Origin of the sequence: Tolypothrix sp. PCC 7601 (assembly GCF_025677855.1) — a bacterium.
In the GTDB taxonomy this organism is placed as follows: domain Bacteria; phylum Cyanobacteriota; class Cyanobacteriia; order Cyanobacteriales; family Nostocaceae; genus Aulosira; species Aulosira diplosiphon.
The window spans coordinates 1684894-1704340 of record NZ_CP064879.1 but is presented as its reverse complement, the minus strand read 5'-3'; the positions used below and the strand labels follow the sequence as shown (position 1 = coordinate 1704340).

The 19447-nt window shown below is 41.6% G+C and carries 17 protein-coding genes; 7 read left to right on the top strand and 10 right to left on the bottom strand.

Features of this window, described 5'->3' with window-relative positions:
- Positions 1-238 precede the first annotated feature (238 nt).
- The 7 genes from HG267_RS07085 to HG267_RS07055 form a co-directional block, all read right to left on the bottom strand.
- The gene (locus HG267_RS07085; protein WP_045871451.1) at positions 239-2212 is read right to left on the bottom strand and encodes a response regulator; all 1974 of its coding nucleotides are present in this window, start codon (positions 2210-2212) and stop codon (positions 239-241) included.
- Positions 2205-2600: a two-component system response regulator gene (locus tag HG267_RS07080; RefSeq protein WP_045871452.1), complete on the bottom strand. Its 396-nt coding sequence runs from the start codon at positions 2598-2600 to the stop codon at positions 2205-2207. The genes HG267_RS07085 and HG267_RS07080 overlap by 8 nt, the downstream gene beginning before the upstream one ends.
- 313 nt (positions 2601-2913) lie before the next feature.
- Positions 2914-4662, bottom strand: a complete 1749-nt coding sequence (locus HG267_RS07075; RefSeq protein ID WP_045871453.1) for an ATP-binding protein — start codon at positions 4660-4662, stop codon at positions 2914-2916.
- A gap of 67 nt (positions 4663-4729) precedes the next feature.
- Complete coding sequence (locus tag HG267_RS07070) at positions 4730-5734, bottom strand: ATP-binding SpoIIE family protein phosphatase (protein ID WP_045871454.1); 1005 nt, start codon at positions 5732-5734, stop codon at positions 4730-4732.
- Between the two features lies 1 nt (position 5735).
- Complete coding sequence (locus tag HG267_RS07065) at positions 5736-6134, bottom strand: anti-sigma regulatory factor (RefSeq protein WP_045871455.1); 399 nt, start codon at positions 6132-6134, stop codon at positions 5736-5738.
- On the bottom strand, positions 6121-6492 hold the full coding sequence (locus tag HG267_RS07060) for an STAS domain-containing protein (RefSeq protein WP_235623071.1): 372 nt from the start codon (positions 6490-6492) through the stop codon (positions 6121-6123). The genes HG267_RS07065 and HG267_RS07060 overlap by 14 nt, the downstream gene beginning before the upstream one ends.
- Before the next feature lie 59 nt (positions 6493-6551).
- On the bottom strand, positions 6552-7403 hold the full coding sequence (locus HG267_RS07055) for an STAS domain-containing protein (RefSeq protein WP_045871457.1): 852 nt from the start codon (positions 7401-7403) through the stop codon (positions 6552-6554).
- 43 nt (positions 7404-7446) lie between these two features.
- Here HG267_RS07055 and HG267_RS07050 point away from each other — a divergent pair, with 43 nt between their 5' ends.
- Positions 7447-7659, top strand: coding sequence for a hypothetical protein (locus HG267_RS07050; protein WP_045871458.1), 213 nt, complete (start codon positions 7447-7449; stop codon positions 7657-7659).
- Here HG267_RS07050 and HG267_RS07045 read toward each other — a convergent pair.
- Together HG267_RS07045 and HG267_RS07040 are read right to left on the bottom strand one after the other, a co-directional pair.
- Positions 7618-9288, bottom strand: a complete 1671-nt coding sequence (locus tag HG267_RS07045) for a phosphatidylglycerol lysyltransferase domain-containing protein (protein WP_045871459.1) — start codon at positions 9286-9288, stop codon at positions 7618-7620. The genes HG267_RS07050 and HG267_RS07045 overlap by 42 nt on opposite strands.
- Before the next feature lie 326 nt (positions 9289-9614).
- Complete coding sequence (locus HG267_RS07040) at positions 9615-10529, bottom strand: alpha/beta hydrolase (RefSeq protein ID WP_096622110.1); 915 nt, start codon at positions 10527-10529, stop codon at positions 9615-9617.
- A gap of 275 nt (positions 10530-10804) precedes the next feature.
- Between HG267_RS07040 and HG267_RS07035 the strand changes: the two genes are divergently transcribed.
- A complete protein-coding gene (locus HG267_RS07035) occupies positions 10805-11125 on the top strand; it encodes a DMT family transporter (RefSeq protein WP_045871461.1) in 321 nt (106 codons plus the stop codon).
- Between the two features lie 268 nt (positions 11126-11393).
- Here HG267_RS07035 and HG267_RS07030 read toward each other — a convergent pair whose 3' ends face one another.
- Positions 11394-13334, bottom strand: coding sequence for an FAD-dependent oxidoreductase (locus HG267_RS07030; RefSeq protein ID WP_045871462.1), 1941 nt, complete (start codon positions 13332-13334; stop codon positions 11394-11396).
- A gap of 493 nt (positions 13335-13827) precedes the next feature.
- Here HG267_RS07030 and HG267_RS07025 point away from each other — a divergent pair, with 493 nt between their 5' ends.
- From HG267_RS07025 to HG267_RS07005, 5 genes are all read left to right on the top strand, one after another.
- The gene (locus tag HG267_RS07025) at positions 13828-14430 is read left to right on the top strand and encodes a TetR/AcrR family transcriptional regulator (RefSeq protein ID WP_045871463.1); all 603 of its coding nucleotides are present in this window, start codon (positions 13828-13830) and stop codon (positions 14428-14430) included.
- A 1077-nt stretch (positions 14431-15507) separates the two neighbouring features.
- Entirely contained in the window at positions 15508-17190 is a 1683-nt protein-coding gene (locus HG267_RS07020) for a Mu transposase C-terminal domain-containing protein (RefSeq protein WP_045874445.1), read from the top strand.
- A 3-nt stretch (positions 17191-17193) separates the two neighbouring features.
- On the top strand, positions 17194-18033 hold the full coding sequence (locus HG267_RS07015) for a TniB family NTP-binding protein (protein WP_045874444.1): 840 nt from the start codon (positions 17194-17196) through the stop codon (positions 18031-18033).
- Complete coding sequence (locus HG267_RS07010) at positions 18033-18548, top strand: TniQ family protein (protein WP_045874443.1); 516 nt, start codon at positions 18033-18035, stop codon at positions 18546-18548. Before HG267_RS07015 ends, HG267_RS07010 begins: the two co-directional genes overlap by 1 nt.
- Positions 18549-18596: 48 nt before the next feature.
- Entirely contained in the window at positions 18597-19361 is a 765-nt protein-coding gene (locus HG267_RS07005; RefSeq protein WP_045874442.1) for a TniB family NTP-binding protein, read from the top strand.
- Positions 19362-19447 lie beyond the last annotated feature (86 nt).

Below are 19447 nucleotides of genomic sequence, written 5' to 3'. Positions count from 1 at the left end.
TGCCTTGCCCTCTAGAATATATTGATGTGTTGCAAACATTATTTGATTTAGTATAAGTAATGCCTTAGCCAAAAAAAGAGTATGAAGAGATAGGGCAGATATAATGTCCGAATTTTTCACTAATCTTTACTATAGGGACTTCCAGAAATTAAATTATCCATTTTTCGGAGGCAAGACCATCATTGTATTCTTCTTCCTCATCTGCTTGCCAAAGAGATTATTTTTTTATTTGGAAGTCTCATACCCGGACTATAGTTAAAATCGCCTGTATTAGTATCTCTGGCTCAATTGGTTTGGAAATATGCTCTTGAAATCCGGCGGATAGTGCGAGTTGTTGATCGACATCTCCTGCATAAGCAGTGAGGGCGATCGCTGGAATTTCTCTACTCTGGTCAGGTGACTGCTTTCTAATTTGACGAATTAGTGTATAGCCATCCATATCGGGCATCCCAATATCACTGATCAGCAAATCAAATTTTGCTTGCCCCAAACTGCTCAGAGCATCATGTGCTGATTGGGCTTGCGTCACTTGCGCCCCGTACTGTTCTAGCAGGAAGGCAATGAACTCCCGCGAATCTCTGTCATCATCTACAAGCAGCGTTTGCAACCCATTGAGATTGAAGTCTGAGCGATTATGAAAGGTAGTATCATTTTGATTCAGTTGTGCGGCAGCGAGCAGTGGAAACTTGACTGTAAAGGTTGCTCCTTGTCCAACTCCCTTGCTTGCTGCTTGAACGGTTCCTCCATGCAGTTCAACCAAATGACGCACGATCGCTAACCCTAACCCTAATCCACCAAATCTGCGGGTCGTTGTCCCATCAGCTTGGCGGAAGTAGTCAAAGACATAGGGCAGAAAGTCACTAGAGATCCCCATACCAGTGTCGCTGACAGTGATTTGAGTATATTCCAAAGGATGAGTATCTACTTCATTCTTCATCCTTTCTAACCGCACCTCGACTCGACCACCCTGTGAGGTAAATTTAATCGCGTTGGAAAGTAGATTGCAAACAACCTGTTGCAGACGACCAGAATCACCCAATACTTGCCCAAGGTTTGGTTCAAATACTGTTTGAATCTGAATGGATTTAGCTTCAGCAGCGAGCCGCACGGTTTCCAAGGCTGCTTTGATGATCAAGCTGAGGCTAACTGGAACTTTATTTAAACTCAACTTGCCTTGAAGAATGCGCGACACATTCAGCAAATCTTCAATCAGTTGCGCTTGTAGTTTAGCGTTGCGCTCGATAGTTGCAAGTGCATACTGAGTTTTGGCTACGTCCTGTTGGCTCGTTTGCAAAATTTTTGTCCATCCCAAAATCGGATTCAGGGGCGATCGCAATTCATGAGACAGCACAGCCAGAAATTCATCTTTAATCCGGTTGGCTTGTTGTGCTTGTTCAGTTTGTTGTTGTAAAGAAACCATCAGCCGATTGAGGCGCTCGTTCTGCTCTTGCAGCAAGACTTCTGCTTGTTTGCGCTCGGTGATATCGGACAGGATGAAAACCGCACCTGTGAGTGTCCCCAGGCGATCAAATACCGGGTCGATAGTTTTGGCAAACCACCGTCCTTGGGACTGAAATTCTAGAACTTGCCGTTGGTGAGTTTCTTGAGCACGGCGAAAACAGGTGCCGTCACCCATTCCCCATTCTGCGTTTAACAACTCATGGTAAAGACGACCCAAAATTTCGCTCTTATGCTTGCAAACAAGCTGTATCATCGCTCGATTACAACGGCGAATTCTACCTTCTCTATCTACCAGACATACGCCGTCGTTGATTGAGTCAAAGGTGGTTTGCCACTCTCGGGCTGAGGACAAAGCAGCTTCCTCTGCGCGGCGAATTCGCAGCAGCGATCGCACTGTAGCCAGCAGTTCAATAGGTTCAACGGGTTGCACTAGATAGCCATCAGCACCACTGTCTAAACCTTCTGCTTTATCCTGGCTTTGGATAAAACTTGCAGAAAGTTGTAGCACAGGGATAAAAGCCAATTCGGGGTTGGCCTTAATTTGGCGACAGACCTCAAAGCCGCTGATATCAGGTAATTTGACATCCAAAATCACCAAATCTGGCTGATGATTGGCAACTGCCTTTAATCCTGCCGCTCCGGTTGCTGCTTCCACGACAGCAAAGCCTGCGTTTTGCAAAATTCGAGTCACAACGTAACGATTGGCTTCGTTATCGTCAACATGCAGGATCGTCACCCGTGGCTCAGACATAACTTTGCCCGCAAGCATCTAGAACCAGTCCAGCTTTTACGAGCGCATCTTGGAGTTGGGCAATCGCTGTTCCTTGAGAACCGATGTCTTTAGAAAGAATGGCGATGCTTTTTTTTGCTAATTGACTGTGCGCTTCTGCATCCAGCTGTGCTGATGAGTAGATAATCGCCGGAATCGACTGAGTGACAGTATTGCTCTTCAGCTCCTTGAGGACATCAAACCCGCTCAACTCTGGCATTTCCAAATCAAGCACGATGGCACTTGGTTGCTCGCGTTGTGCTAAATTTAATCCTTCCTGTCCATTCATGGCTTCTAAAATACTTAACTGTGTATTTACCAACAACTGTTTCACTAAATACCGATAGGCGGGGTCATCATCAATTAACAAGAGTGTTTGAGGTTGGTTCTGATTAATTAGCCTATTAACTCACCATTCGCGTAATCCAAATCGGAAATAATTAATTCCCAAAAAACCATGAAATTCCTACTATATATAGCTTTGGTTTTGGTAATCAGAATAGAAAGCTTACACTTACCCGATTTCCCTCAAAGATTTCAGTAGGAATCTGAATGTATCGGTGCGATCGCACCGTCATCGCACTGTGAACTAACCACGCCTCTAAAGGGTATATGGATAAAAGTTTGATGCGATTAATCCTTTTGTTGTAAGCCTTTTAACCATTTTGATGAATTCTTTATTTTCAGAATCGATTACGCGAACGATGAGTATTAAGTTTTTTTAATAGAGGCAATCTGTCTACTGGCTTAATTAAAAAACCGTCGGCTCCTAGCGCCAGTGCCTGCTTTTCGTTATCAATGATGGTAATGACGATTACAGGGATGCTGCGAGTTGTTTCATCTCCTTTGAGTTCTCGCAAAAACGTCCAGCCGTTTTGTCCTTCTAGCATAATATCTAGCATAATCGCCGCTGGTCGAACTTTTTGTAATACTTGCCTTGCCTGAGTTAAGGTACGGGTGGCAATTAATTGATAGATTGAATGCTGAAGGTGGTTTTCGTAAATAAATAACGTTTCTGGATGATCTTCAACTGCCAGAATGGGCAGGCGAGTTGACTCAAGTGATGCGATCGGTGGCAGTAGGGTGGGAAATTCGGTCGCGTATGGGTAGACAATCGGAATCGATGCCGTAAAGGTAGAGCCTTGGCCCAGCTTACTTTCAACTGAAATGCTGCCGCCGAGTAGCTCCGTTAGCTTACGTGATAACGGCAACCCTAACCCGGTTCCCTTCACCTGCTTTTGTAGAGAAGACTCAATTTGGACAAAATCCTCAAAAATGCGCTCTTGATCGGCGATCGCAATACCGATGCCTGTATCAGACACGGAGAAGATCACAGCATGACCCCTTTGCATAGCGCTGACACGCACTTCTCCCTGCTCAGTAAATTTCAGCGCATTCGAGACAAAGTTTCTCAGAATTTGCGCGACCTTCCCCTCATCGCTATACATTTGCCCAATGCCTTCAGGTTCCTCGATATTCAACGCCACGGAGGAGCCTTGAACCAATAATGGGCGCAGCATTCCTCGCAGCGTAGCAAACAAGTCACTGACTTCAAAGGAACTGGGACGCACTTCAATTTTTCCAGCTTCCACCTTTGCCAAATCCAGCAAGTCGTTGACCAGTTCTGATAATCCACTCGCCGCCTTTTGGATGAATGTCACCTGCTTTTCTTGCTCGGCGGTCAAATCACCATCCATCCGTGCCAGCAGCATCCGAGATAGGGACAAAATAGAGTTGAGCGGTGTGCGAAACTCATGGCTCATATTCGAGAGAAAGCGGGTTTTTAACTCGTTGGCCTTTTGCAGAGAGTCTGCCTTCTCATCCAATTCTGCGTAGAGAGCAAGCACACCGCGATTGGTATCTTCCAGTTCCCGGTTAAGTTGGGTTAGTTCTTCTTCGCGCTTGCGTAGCTCTGCCATTGCTTGCAGTAATTCCTGGTTTTGGCGCTGGATTTCTTCATAGGGATTTTGAGGCGATCGCTCCATCACAGTGTCTCGAATCTGCTGCAATTGCAAATCGGTGAAAGTAGGTGTGCGCTTCGACAACCCTTTACTCATCACCACCGTTGTTCCCTGTCCTGGCTGCGATTCCATCTCAAAGAAATCCATCAGTCTGCGGCTGCCCATGATGCCTAAGCCCATTCCTGTGTCTGAGGTGAAGCGTCCTGCCAAAACCTCAGCCAGATGAGGAATGCCTTCACCTCGATCCTGAATCCGAATGATCAACTCTTGAGGCTCTCCTGCCACAGAAAATTCAACTGTTCCGCCTCCGGCGTACTGAAAGGCATTGCGGGCAATTTCTGAAACTGCCGTTGCCAATCGTGCCTGATCTTGAGTATCAAAACCCAGTTGCGCTGCAATCTCACGAGTTCGCTGCCGAGCTTGCACAATATCCTGTTCGTAGTGGATTTCAAGGCTGAAAACTATTGTCAATTCGTTTCGCTCCCACTCAAAATTCTTAAACCTCCTGCCTCCTGCCTTTTGCCTCCTGCCTCCTGCCCTAACTGCCCATTCCCTTAGCCACTAACACTGTCACATCGTCCCGGTCTCGGTTAAAGTCTCGGTATAAGACACCTGCAATCAGGCTGGGATGTTTGTGACTCAAGCCTGGATAGCGATCAAGCTGCCACTTAGTATCTAATCCATCAGAATGCATAATTAAAAGTCCGTTGGCAGACCAGGGGTAGCTAAACTCCTGAATTTTGTGGATTTCATGTCCCACTGTACCGTTGTTAGATATCAGATGGTGGCGTTTAGTCAACGAGAAAATGCTAGCAGCGATGTTGCCAATGCCGGCAAAGCGGACAAACTGTTGTTCAAAGTCGATTTCAGCAATGGCGAGTGCTGCTCCTCTTGTACTTCGCAAGGCAGCGTGGGCAGCTTCAACAATTGCACCAGGAGCGCGATGATGTTCTTGAAAAATTCTGACGGCTGTTGCAGCCGCAGTGGCAGCCGCAGGCCCATGCCCTAAGCCATCGGCTACTAGCAACAAGCTGCGGTAATCATTTACTTGACACGCCCAGGTATCCCCAGAAACTTCTTCTCCTCGTTTTGGCAAACAGATTGCCCCAATTTCTAAGGACTTTTGGGGCAAATGGGGTATCGAATTTGACCAGAGGTGGGCGAGGAGCGCCGTCCCTTGGTGGGGAATCGAGTAAATTTCACATAAACCAGAGAGGCGACGAATTGCCCCCAGTCCATTGCCTAACGTTCCGGCTGTGGAAAAGCCATCTTGCAAACACTCATCCACATCAACCATTCCCCGTCCTTTATCTAGCGATAAGACTTCAATACCGATGGCTGAATTGTATTCGATCAATCTTAGCAACAATACTCCGCCCTGACCGTGCTGGATCAGATTACTCGCAATCTCTGTTACCACAATGCCAACCTTGCCCCGTTCCGTATCTTGAAAGCCGAGCCGAGTTGCTAAAGCGATCGCTACTCGTCGGGCTTCGCCGATCTGGCTAGATTCAGTAATCGAAATGGCAACAGATTCTAGCATTTTATTTCCATCGTACAATTGTGACGCGCGTTCCTTCTCCCACCACAGAATGAATCTCAAACTCGTTAGCAAGTCGTTTGGCACCGCCCAGTCCCATACCTAACCCGCTACCGGTGGTGAACCCATCCTTGAGCGCCAGGTCGATATTAGGAATTCCCGGCCCTTGATCTTCAAAGGTCAGCCGCAGTCCTCGTCGTTTCCCTTCCTGAAGTGTTTCTAGTTTGACTGTGCCACCTCCCCCATATTCTAGGGTATTGCGGGCTAACTCACTGGCGGCGGTCACAAATTTAGTTTGGTCTACTAAGCTCAAGCCAATTTCCACGCTTAACTGACGCACGGCTTGTCGAACTACGACTACATCACTAGAAGATTGAATGTTGATCGTTTCAGTCTTCTCCATCGTCATCTGCACTCCGTTTGGTGGCAGCGACCTGATTTGTGGTTTCATTAAGTAACAATCGCAACAGAGCCATTCCCTTTTCTAAGTTTAGGGCAGTGCGAATACCCGTCAGTGACAGCCCCAATTCCACTAGAGTAATTGCCACGGCAGGCTGCATTCCGACGACAACCGTCTGGGCATCCAGCACTCGTGACATTCTGGCTATGTTGCCTAAAATCCTGCCAATGAAGGAATCAACAATTTCTAATGCAGAAATATCGATCAAGACACCGTGAGCGCGAGTTTCAGCAATGCGGTTGGTCAAGTCATCCTGTAGCGTCATGGCCAGGCGATCGTGCATATCCACTTGGATCGTCACCAGCAGGTAATTGCCCATTTTGAGTATGGGAATGCGTTCCATTAGTTTCTCCTGTCCACCTATTGGGGTTGAGAGCGGGTGATGGTTACTCCCAAACGTTTTAGCGCCATGAGAAAGGCATCGGCTAAGGTTGCTTTCGTGATGACATCAGTCAAATCAATACCGAGATAAACGATTGTTTGAGCAATTTGAGGACGAATACCGCTGATCATACAATCGGCTCCCATGAGACGGGCAGCAGTAACGGTTTTGAGCAGATGTTGAGCAGTAAGGGTATCGACGGTGGGAACTCCGGTAATGTCGATGATGGCAACTTCTGATCCAGTTTCGACAATCTTCTGCAATAAAGACTCCATCATCATTTGAGTGCGGGCACTATCCAGGGTGCCAATAATGGGTAATGCCAAAATTCCCTCCCAGAGTTTAACCACTGGGGTAGACAACTCCATCAACTCTTCCTGCTGCCGCAAAATCACTTCTTCCCGCGTCTTCTGATATACTTCCATTGTCAGCAATCCCAGCTGATCCAGTAAGTTTGTCGCTAGCCAGATTTCTTCACCTAAGTCAATGGGATCTTTCAGTTGCTGACGCATCCGGTTGAAGAGGGGTTGCTTGAACGAAAAGACGAATGTAGCTGTTTGCGACGGTGTAAAGCCTTTTTGCGATCGCGATCGAGAAATGCTGGTCAGTATCTCCCGCACATCCTGCCATTGTGCTGCTTGAATATTGGTCAACTCGCCCTGCCCAACAGCAATCCGAAACAAGCTCAGGAATTCTCGGCACTCCTCTTTGAGTTCAGCTTCTTTAATCAAGCCTCTGCGAATATTGACAGTAGCTAACTCCTGAGTCCACTCCGATAACAGTTCTGCCTCGAAGGTTTCCAGGATTTCTGGGATCTTACTTTCGCTCATCGTTCCTATAGGGCAACAGCTTTCATTAGTCCAAAATCAGTGTATGCTGATTCAGCCCAAGGTGAAAGCTGAAGTTGGAGAGTGTTTAGAGTTAGTACGTCCAGATCATATTGCGATCGCATATTTGCATTTGCAAATCCGTTATCTGTATCCAGATGGTGGCTATCACTGGTTGTCTTGGCGTTTATCTACATCTCCAAACGGATTGACAATTTTAAGCCCCTGGTTTGAAATAATCGAGAAGGCGATCGCCTGAATCGGCACGAATTAATGCCACCACTACATCGGGTAAACTTCTCAAACTGGGATAAACCAAATAACGTGGTTCCCAACGGGGACGAAACTTTTCTTTGTAGGCGTGTAAACCTTTGAAGTTGTAGAAGCGATTTAAATGTTCGTAGAGATAGCCTAATACTTTTTCTAAGCGGCGTGATTGTGAAGTTTCACCTACACCAGCTAAAGCAGAAAGTGCAAAATTAAAACTATCGTAATTTTTCTCTTTAAAATACTGGAGCATGGAACTAAATAAAAAGTCCATTGTGCCATTTTCCATTGTTGGACGATGGCGCATCATATCCAAAGTAACTTCATTATGTTGATACTCTGGCACAATATTCGCGAAGGCAGTAATTTTTCCTTGGGGTTCGTAAACTACAGCAATTACACAATCTCGCAAATAGGCTTCATCAAACCAACCCAGAGAAAACTTTTTTTCTGAACCTTGTACCATCTTTAACCATTCATCACTTACAGGTTTTAGCTGACGTAATAATTCATCAGCAATTGGTGGTTGGTAAAACTTGACTTCATAACCTAGTTTTGTCAATTTATTAATTGCAGAGCGAAATTTTTGACCAGTTTTTCCTTGTAAAGTAAAAGTCTCCAGATCTACTATCGCTTCTTCACCAATCTTGAGTACCCGAAAACCGAGAGAAATGTAAATATCCAAATCATTGGGTAAAGTTTGGTAAAACGCGGGATACCAATCATTACGCTGACAAAACTCCCCAAAAGCGGCTATTACCTCTTGACGTTCATCTATGGGGCCAATGGGATCTCCCAATGCGATCGCACCCCTACCTTTGGGAACATAGGCGATGATACTGCGACCTGAAGGGCTAAAATAATAACTTTTATCATTTAATAATGTATAAGCTGCTAAAGAAGAATGACCATGTTTTTCGACAATTTCTTTAGCTTTGCGGCGTTCATTTAGGGTTGCGGAATCACGCAGAAAAACTGGTTGTAATAGCATTACCAATGCATAGATAAACGTACAAGCTGCTATTACATAAATTGAATCAGCAAAAAAATTACCAAATCGGGTTTTGGGTTGCAATCCCGCATTATCTTCTGTGAAGAACATGGCGAGAGTTTGAAATATCGCATCTTGCCAATCAAAATTCACCGAAAATTTGCCATCTAGCAAGTAAAATCCAATTGTGCCGTATGCCAAAGTAAATAGTAAAGCGCCTAATAATACCCTAACTCCCCGTGCAATTGAAGGACGGTCTGATTGAGCCGTAAATATATGGCGCATGGAGATTAATTGCACCAACAATATACCAGAAAGTATACTTTCTTCGTAGTCCCAACCCTTGACTAAATGACTAATAATAGAAATTACTAATAAACCAATTGTCAGTAACCAGGCGATACGTTTTCGCCGCAATAAATTTGTTGCCAAAGCTAATAATGCAAACCCAGTTAAAGCCGCAAATATATGTCCACTAGCACGAATTTCAAAGGGTAATAATTGCTTTAACCAATGACTGCGTTCAGGTAATGTTGGCGTAACTGCAGAAACCAAATTGACTAATCCGACTAAAGCTGTGAGAAAAGCTGCAATCCTCAGTCCGATTTTGGTTTTTAATTTAGAAGTCATTTTTCATTGATGATGAGTTAAGTAGGTCTGCAAAATTAAAGATAACTGGCTGAGACTATCATTTGTCATTTGTCATTTGTCATTTGTCATTTGTCATTTGTCATTTGCCAGAAACCGTAGGGTGTGTTACGGCTATGAAAGGATTTGGGACACAGAAACAATTAAATTTAGCCGTAACGCACCATCCATGCTTTATAAATACCTTTTAATTTCTGAAATTATTTGTTTAGTAGGAGAACAGGAAACCGGGAAGAAGAAATAAAAGTTTATTTAGGTTGGTTTAAAACTCAAATATGAATCCTATCATTGCTTATTAAGGTAGTTCTTTATTTAGCATTTTTAACTTTTGCATGATCAAACTGTTTTCCTACATACGAAAGTGAATCTTTTAGGTGCTTGTGAAAATAGTTCCAGCCAAAATCTTCACCAGATACACCATGTCCGCCTGGAAAGGCATAGAATACATTAGCAACACCTAATTTATCTAAAGTCTTGTGAAAAGCTTGAGTGGAAGCTAAGAATTCCACATCGCTACGTCCAGAATCAAGATACACCCGCAATCGCTTTTGATCAGGAATAGCTAATTTTTGCACAATTTGTTCGGGGCTATTTTGAGGGCCGCTATTATCTGTAAAGTAACCACAATGGCTAAATAGAACATTGAAGTTATTTAGATAGCGTAACCCGATGTTAAATGCTCCCCATCCTCCAGAAGATACACCTCCCATTGCCCAAAATTGTGGGTTATCTAAGGTACGATAATTTGACTTGACAAGTTTGACTAATTCCGAACCAATTAAAGTACTAATTTTGCCATTAGGGCCATCAAAATAATCTGGATCGTATAAAGGACTAGAACCACGATTGTCATTACCATCAGGTGTAATTACAATTGATGGGGCTAATTTTTTACTTTGATAAAGTTCATGTAGTACGTCTAACAGCGCATATTTATCTGCAAAAGCACGTTCGTTATCATGTCCGCCATGTAATAAAAAGATGACAGGATAGCGCTTTTGGGAATTTTGGCGATAGTCAGGCGGTAAAATTAGCCCATAGTTGCGGACTTGTCCCATTGCTTGAGATTTAAAGCTTTTGAGCTGAAATTCCAACCCTGTATTTGCTTGTGCTTTAGGTGCATCTAATTGCGGCGCACCTAAAATAAACACGTAGCCGTAACCAGCCACGGTTAAAAAGGCGATCGCACTTGCTAAACTAATCACAACGCGAGAGATTTTCATACTTATTTATCTCTACCTTCAGATAAATAGCACAACCTAAATAATTATATCTTGGTTAAAGAAACGGCAAATATATAGTATTTCTATTGAGTTTTTAAAATATACCTACAGCAGTCAATGATTACGCTACACTATTTAATTGTTACAAGTATATTGATATAGGTGATTTTATATAATTAGTAACAATATTTTTACTTATTGATTTTTATCTTTTTAGTAGAGATAATAAAAGGCTCTTATTTATCATCCAGCCTCACCCAGCCTTTATTATCAATATGTCAATTAGTTGGTTTTATTTGATTGGAGCAGTAATTTTTGAAGTTTTAGGTACAACTTGCATGAAGTTGTCCCAAGGATTTACTAATATTGTTCCTTCAGTATCAATTTTTATATTCTATGGACTTTGTTTTACTTGTATGACTTTATGTCTGCAAAAAATTGATGTGAGTGTTGCTTATGCTTTTTGGGCTGGTTTAGGAACTACATTAATTGCATTGATTGGTATTATTTTCTTTCGCGAATCTGCTAGTAGTATAAAGCTTATGTCTATAGCGTTGATAATTATTGGGGTGATTGGGTTAAATTCTGCTAAATAGATATGATTTGTCACTTATTAAAAAGCCAGATCAATTGGGGGATTCTCCCCCAAACCCCCGATTGGGTGACGGTTGCGTCCCCCAAACCCCCTCCAAAATTATTGTTCGGTTTTTTTGTTGAGTAACTAGTTTTTTGGTTTTGTGATCAATTAATTTTCTTAACTGAACTTTATTTAGATATAGTCATAAATTATGACTGCAAAATTTAGATTCCCGACTTTTCAAACAAGTCGGGAATCTAGACACCGCAAATTTTTACAAATCACACTTAAATTTGCAGTAAACCCTCTGGATTCACAGATAAAAGCGATCGCCTCTGTAACCCCTCACGGGATAAAATCTCATTGGCTGCTAATAAACCGCTACTCACAGCCCGTTCCATCAATCCACAAGGGAAAGGCATTTTTACCCAATCACCAGCAAAAATCAAATTAGCAACATTGGTACTAGTTTCAGGACGTTCTGCGTAACTATTGGGTGGATATCCAGAAAAGTTATGCTGATTGACTAATTCTCGATGCAGAATTTTTGCTTGCTTTAATTCCGGGACAATTTCGTATAGTTCCTGCTCAAAAGTGGTTAACAATGCTTCTTGAGTAGGAAATTCCTTTTCTTTATAGCAGTAGGCGTGTAATTCCACTACACTACCACCTGTACGTTGTGCCCAGTCAATAAATTGTTCTTGAATGCGGTGATACAGAGTAATGCTATCAGTTAGCTGGTAGCCAGATAGAGAAGTAAAATTGCTTTGTTCCCATTCAAAATCGCGATTAAACCAAAAACGACACACTGCAAATGGATCGGCGATGCTTAAATTTGCAACTTGCGATCGCACGTTTTTATCGACATCCCCATTTATCCGTTTAAATAGTTGCTGTACTCCCGGTACATCAGTAGCAAAGACATAATAATCGGCTGTAATTGTCTCTGGTGAAGATAATTCTTGATTGGCTGCTATCAGTTGTAATTCTGTATCTCGCTTTTGGGCTATTTTAAACTTAGCTAAATTTCTTTGTGCTGGCCCTTTTAAAACTTGACCATCAGCCGCAAACACCGCACCATGACAAGGACAATGGAATTTACCATCCTCAGCTTTTTTGACAGTACAACCTTGATGGGTACAGGTAAGTGAAATCGCTTCTTTACTCCCAACTTTTGCAGCAAATACTTCATCAGCCGCACCAAAATATTCTATGTTTTCATCAGTTACAGATGAGTTCTTCTTTATCCAAAAAGGAACGCTATTGTTATTACCGCCAACAAAATATTTGAGAGAGTCTACTCTACCTTCAACAGCAGCAATTTCACTGACGTTTGCGCCCGTGATAATTTTACCACCTGTATTTAAAATTGCCTTGGCGATAGGTTGAACTAAACTAGTTCCCATATCGTCTTTAGTACCATTAAAAGCTAACCCTTCTGGATTACCAAAAAAATAAAAATGGAAGAATTGCATCAATTCTCCCACACTCATCATGTCTGGTGCATTCAAACTCGATTTAGCAAAAGGTAGAAAATATAAATCGTATAAACCTTGGGGGAATTCCGATTCTACCCATTCCGCCACAGATATATTATCGAAGCGTTGATAATTCTTTTCGCGCTCAAAACCTGTAATGGCTTGAAAAACTTGCAAGTGTTTAAAATTAACTAAATTAATCCCCCATTGCAAGCGATTAGGAGAAGCGATCGCTAAATCTATAATATTCCAAGGAAAGGCTGAACGACTGGGGCGAAATACCTCTGGTTGATATTTGCGATCGCGGTAAACTACTGCATAAAAGTTTAATGATTGAAAATTATCTTTAATCCCTAATTCTGTAACTAAACCTTTCAAGTTATAGTATTGGGGAAAAAAGCCATGAAAACCATGCTCCATCATAAATTTTTCACCAACGGCTTCAATTTGCCAACTAGCAATTTTGCCGCCAAGTTGAGGGGACTTTTCTAAAAGTGTCACAACAAATCCCCTTTGACTCAATTCGTATGCACAGGCTAAACCTGCTAATCCACCCCCAATTACTACTACACTTTTTGGTTGATTTAGTATTCTTGGTAACTTCAGAGTATCTCTTTGAAAAACAGTTGGTTGTGGCTTACTGAAACGAGAGTATCCAGTTACTCCAGCGATACCACCAATACCGAACCACTTGAGCAGTGTGCGGCGGGAAATAGGCGATGATTCTGGCAAATTCGATAATTGGCTCATTTGGTTACAGAATTAACTCTTGATGATAAATTACTGGCATGAAATCATGGCTATCAGCTAGCCTTTTTTATGGAGTATTTTTCCCATTTCAGTGTTAATCCTCAGCAGCTTAATTTCGTGAGGAAAAGACAAACTATAGCAATCCTATTTCGGTTGTAAAAATATTCGTTTTGGGTGTTGACTTGCAAAAACCTTGATGCAAAAGCTGAATCTTGCATTCAGGATAGCTATATATGGCTTAATGTTGTTTTTGTCAATAATTTCCCCTCACGTTTGCTAGGTTCAGGCTATTTTTACCACAGACGATCAATCGGGAGATTTGGATGCAAAAAAAAGCAAATTATTTCACAGAATAAATGCCAAAATCATATTTAATGCATTGATGCTTGAGAAAACTCTTGACTTCAGCCTTCATACTTCACACTTCATCCTTTAGATGACAGTGTAATATAATATTTAAAAGTTGACTACTAAACGTTAGGTAGGTTTGGGAGTGCCAGACGATCGCAACTCTCCAAAACAAGTCTCATCCAGTGGAAGAGAACGCATTCTTGATGAAGCAGAACACCTATTTCACACCCGAGGCTACAATACAGTCACAATGAGGGATATTGCTCAGGCAGTCGGTATCCGTCAGGCTTCTTTGTACTATCATTTTCCCAGCAAAGAGCAACTTTTTGTAGCCGTCACCGAGCGAATGTTTGAACGCCATCGCTTGGGTTTACAGCAAGCCATCAGTGGAAACGAAGATAATTTGCGATCGCAATTATCTGCAGTAGGTGCGTGGTTTATCTCTCAGCCTCCCATCCATTTTTTGAGCATGGTACACACAGATATGCCTTTGTTAGATGAAGAAAATACTGCCAGGTTATCTGCTTGCTCATCTGAATGCATTTTTGACCCGATTTGTCAAATATTTGTTCAAGCACAACAACGAGGTGAAATTCGCAATGTACGTCCCCAATTACTAGCAGGATTCTTTCTGTCTGTAATCGAAAGTCTGCCTTTTGCTACTACATTTGCTAATGCTGCACCAAAGGATTTTATTGTTAATCAAATGATTGCTGTTTTGTTAGATGGATTAATCACAGATTAAAGGGAAGGGGGAAGGGGTAATGGGTAATGGGTAATGGGTAACTGGAAATTATCATAACTAAAAGTGTCGGAATTTTTATCAGCCTTTTCGCAGGGTAGAAGTCTAATAAACAATTTTAGATTTGGGATTTTTTGCCACTTTAATTATGTTCGCGCGACATTAAATAATTCGTGAGAGCACAAAATTGTTGTGCGCCTACCTATTTTTCGCAATCTTTGTTAAAACTTTGATTTTTTATCCAAATTTTTATTTCTCTGCTCTTTCTCTACTGAAATTTCTGATTTTTATATACAGCATTTTGCAACTAAATAAGATACACAACTAGAAAATTACAGTACAGATAATTGTAAGGGCAAGGCACTGCCTTGCCCCTACCCATATACAAATACAGTTCAGTTAAGAAAATTAATTGCTAACAAAACCAAAAAACTAGTACAAGTCGGCGTAAATAGCGCAAAGTTGGCGGTGTCGGTTTCCGTCCCGCCAAACTTTGTAAGAGAAACAGACCATCTGTAATTGCGACAAGGCTTGTGCTATAGTCATTCTCCCTTTTTACTTTTGCCGTGTTGTACTAGTTACTCAACCAAAAAAACAGAACAATAATTTTGGAGGGGGTTTGGGGGACGCAACCGTCACCCAATCGGGGGTTTGGGGGAGAATCTCCCAATTGATTTGGCTTTTTTAATCAGTGACAAATCAATCACTAATGAGCTTAACCCAAGGTATTGACCCTTTTTCTCCTTAACCGACAAGTATTTGACATTAATTTGTCAACGCGGACAAATAATGTGGCAATCTACAAATGTCGATTGCCAAATTAAATGACCACTTGACAAATTAATGTCCTTAAAAATATTCAGCTTAAAACCCTTATTTAGTAAGGGTTTTACTATTTTAACCTCAAGATAGCCGACTAGAGACTTATTGCCAAAATAGCTGTCCTCTCTTGGAATTTTGACACAATATTTGTCCTCTCTTGAAAAATACTCCCAACCAATATTTTTACCAAAATTGACAAAATAAATGTCCTTCAAATAGTACAATACAACTACGTTTGTATTGAACATATATGTAAATATGCTGGACGATCATCTAAATGGTGAGCAAGAGCCAGAAATTAATGAGATAGTGACTGAACTATCAGCAGATGATAGGCATTTGCTCGATCTGATTCAAAAATTGCTAGAACCATGCGATCGCATCACCTATGGAGAAAGACAAAGGGAAGTCGCAGCTAAACTAGGCAAGTCTGTGCGGACGGTAAGGCGACTGGTCAAAAAATGGGAAGAGGAAGGTTTAGCTGCACTTCAAACCACAACACGGGTTGACAAAGGCAAACATCGAATAGATTCTGATTGGCAACAGTTCATTATCAAGACATATAAGGAAGGCAATAAAGGTAGTAAGCGAATTACTCCCCAACAAGTTGCCATCAGAGTACAAGCAAGGGCTGCTGAATTGGGGCAACAGAAGTATCCCAGTTATAGGACTGTCTACAGAGTTCTACAGCCAATTATTGAGGAGCAAGAACAAAAAGCAGGTGTGAGAAGTCGAGGTTGGCATGGTTCTCGATTATCAGTTAAAACCCGCGATGGCAAAGACTTATCAGTAGAATACAGCAACCATGTTTGGCAGTGTGACCATACCCGTGTAGACCTATTACTAGTAGATCAGCATGGTGAACTTTTGGGTCGTCCTTGGCTGACAACAGTTGTAGATACTTACTCCCGTTGCATCATAGGAATTAACTTAGGCTTTGATGCTCCGAGTTCTCAGATAGTGGCATTAGCGTTGCGTCATGCAATATTGCCTAAGCATTATGGGTCAGAATATGGACTCCATGAAGAATGGGGAACCTATGGTAAACCAGAACATTTTTATACTGATGGCGGTAAAGATTTTCGCTCAAACCATTTGCAACAGATAGGTGTGGAATTAGGATTTGTTTGTCATTTACGCGATCGCCCCAGTGAAGGTGGCATTGTTGAGCGTCCCTTTGGAACTTTTAACACCGACTTATTTTCCACTTTGCCTGGATATACAGGATCAAATGTCCAAGAACGTCCTGAGCAAGCTGAGAAAGAAGCTTGTCTGACTTTAAGGGAGTTAGAACGTTTGCTGGTGCGTTACATCGTGGATAAATACAATCAACGTCCTGATGCGCGTCTAGGCGATCAAACACGCTATCAACGGTGGGAAGCAGGGTTAATTGCTTCTCCCAATCTAATTTCAGAAGAAGAATTACGTATCTGCCTGATGAAGCAAACTCGACGCTCCATTTATAGAGGTGGATATCTACAATTTGAAAATTTGACATATCGGGGAGAAAACTTGGCAGGTTATTCAGGTGAAACTGTTGTACTGCGTTATGACCCTAGAGATATTACAACTGTGTTGGTGTACCGCCAGAAAGGTAATAAAGAAGAGTTTCTAGCAAGGGCATTTGCTCAGGATTTGGAGACTGAGCAATTATCTCTGGATGAGGCTAAAGCTAGTAGTCGCAAGATTCGGCAAGCAGGAAAGATGATTAGCAATCACGCAATGTTGGCAGAAGTGCGCGATCGCGAAACATTCATTACCCGAAAGAAAACCAAAAAAGAACGTCAAAAAGCAGAACAGGCTGTAGTTGAAAAGGCTAAAAAACCTGTGCCTGTTCAACCAGAGGAAGAAATTGAAGTGGCATCTGTTGACGGTGAGACAGAATACCAGATGCCAGAGGTATTTGATTACGAACAAATGCGTGAAGATTACGGGTGGTAAAAAATGACTTTAAAACAAGCTCAAACAGTTGCACAACAATTAGGTGATATTCCAGTAAATGGTGAAAAATTACAAGTAGAAATTGATAGATTGAACCGGAAGACTTTTATCCTCTTGGAGCAAGTTAAAATTCTTAATGACTGGCTAGAAGGAAAGCGTCAAGCTCGTCAGTCTGGTCGTATTGTAGGAGAGTCCAGAACTGGTAAAACAATGGGTTGTGATGCCTACAGACTTCGGCATAAACCCAAGCAAGAAGTAGGAAAACCACCATTAGTACCTATTGCTTTTCTCGAAGACATACCCTCCGAGTGTAGTGCTAAGGATTTGTTCAATGAGATTCTTAAGCATTTAAAGTATCAAATGACTAAGGGAACTGTAGCTGAGATTAGAGAACGTACATTTCGGGTTCTTAAGGGTTGCGGGGTTGAGATGCTAATCATTGATGAAGCTGACCGCTTGAAACCCAAAACTTTTGCTGAAGTGCGAGATATTTTTGACAAGTTGGAAATTGCGGTGATTTTGGTGGGTACGGACAGATTAGACGCTGTAATCAAGCGAGATGAGCAAGTTTATAACCGTTTTCGTGCATGTCATCGTTTTGGTAAGTTTTCTGGGGAAGATTTTAAGCGAACTGTGGAGATTTGGGAAAAACAAGTTTTAAAACTGCCAGTTGCTTCTAATCTTTCCAACAAGACGATGCTCAAAACTTTAGGTGAGGCAACAGGGGGTTATATTGGTTTGCTGGATATGATTTTGAGAGAATCAGCAATTCGGGCTTTAAAGAAAGGATTACCAAAGATTGACTTAGAAACCCTAAAGGAAGTAGCAGCAGAGTACAAATAATGGAAGTTCCAGAGATTCAACCTTGGCTGTTTCAAATAGAACCTTTAGAGGGAGAAAGTTTGAGTCACTTTTTAGGGCGTTTTCGACGAGCAAATGATTTAACGCCTACTGGGTTAGGTAAAGCAGCAGGACTTGGCGGTGCGATCGCACGTTGGGAAAAATTTCGGTTTAATCCGCCTCCTACCCCTCAGCAGTTGGCAGCATTAGCTGTTGTGGTAGCGGTTGATGTCGATAGGTTAAAGCAGATGTTGCCACCTCTTGGTGTGGGCATGAAAATGGAGCCGATTCGGTTATGTGCAGCTTGTTATGTTGAGTCGCCTTGTCACAAGATTGATTGGCAGTTGAAGGTGACACAAAGATGTGCGAGCCACAATTTAACTTTGTTATCAGAATGTCCAAACTGTGGGGCAAGGTTTAAACATCCGGCGTTATGGGTATATCCCTGGTGTCATAGGTGTTTTTTTAGGTTTACCGATATGGTGAAATACCAGAAATTTGTATACTCTTCGTTATAGAGCAATTTGATAAATATTAGATTTGTAATAATCAAAAATAAGATAAAAATGTCTGAAATTTCATCAAATAAAAAGAATAATCAATCAGATTTTGAGCGATTATTTATTAATTACATTTTTTCTAATAAAAAATTAAGGCAAATATATGAATGCTTAGAGGTACAACAGCAATCAGGTCAAATTAATCTAACTATAGATGAACCGTTAACAGGAAAGTCTATAGCTTGTCAAATTGACAGTCAATCAGATTTTAAGCTATTATTTATTAATTACATTTTTTCTAATAGACAATCAAGGCTATTATATGAATGGTTAGACGTACAACGGCAATCACGTCATAATAATCTAATCATAGGTGAACCCTCAATAGGAAAGTCTATAGCTTGTCAAATTTACGCTTATAAGAATAAAATTCAGCACCTAATAGATACCTCACCTATTGTACCTATTGTCTATATTGATCCACCATTTTGTGCTAGTGCTAAAGACATCTTCCTAGCAATTATTGGGTTCTTAGATAGCGCAAGTACAGACTTGCATTTAGCAGCTTTACGAGAGAAAGCGCGTTGCCTATTGAAAGATTGTGGAGTAGAAATGTTAATTATTGATGATACTGTCCACTACAGTAATAAAGTTTTCACTGATATTATATCTATTTGTGAACCAATAAATATTGCCGTCATTCTGGTAGGTACACAATGCCTCTACTCTTATATATACGGTAATATGCATCTTAACCCTCGGTTTAACAATATTTATCGTTTCGGACACTCGGGAGTAGATGCAACAGAGCCACTTATAACCTTCTACTAGGAAAAATATGTATAAAACTTAACAAAGCATTAAATTTAGTAGGCGAACCAATGTTCGATATTGTGAACCAAACTTGTCAAAGGTAT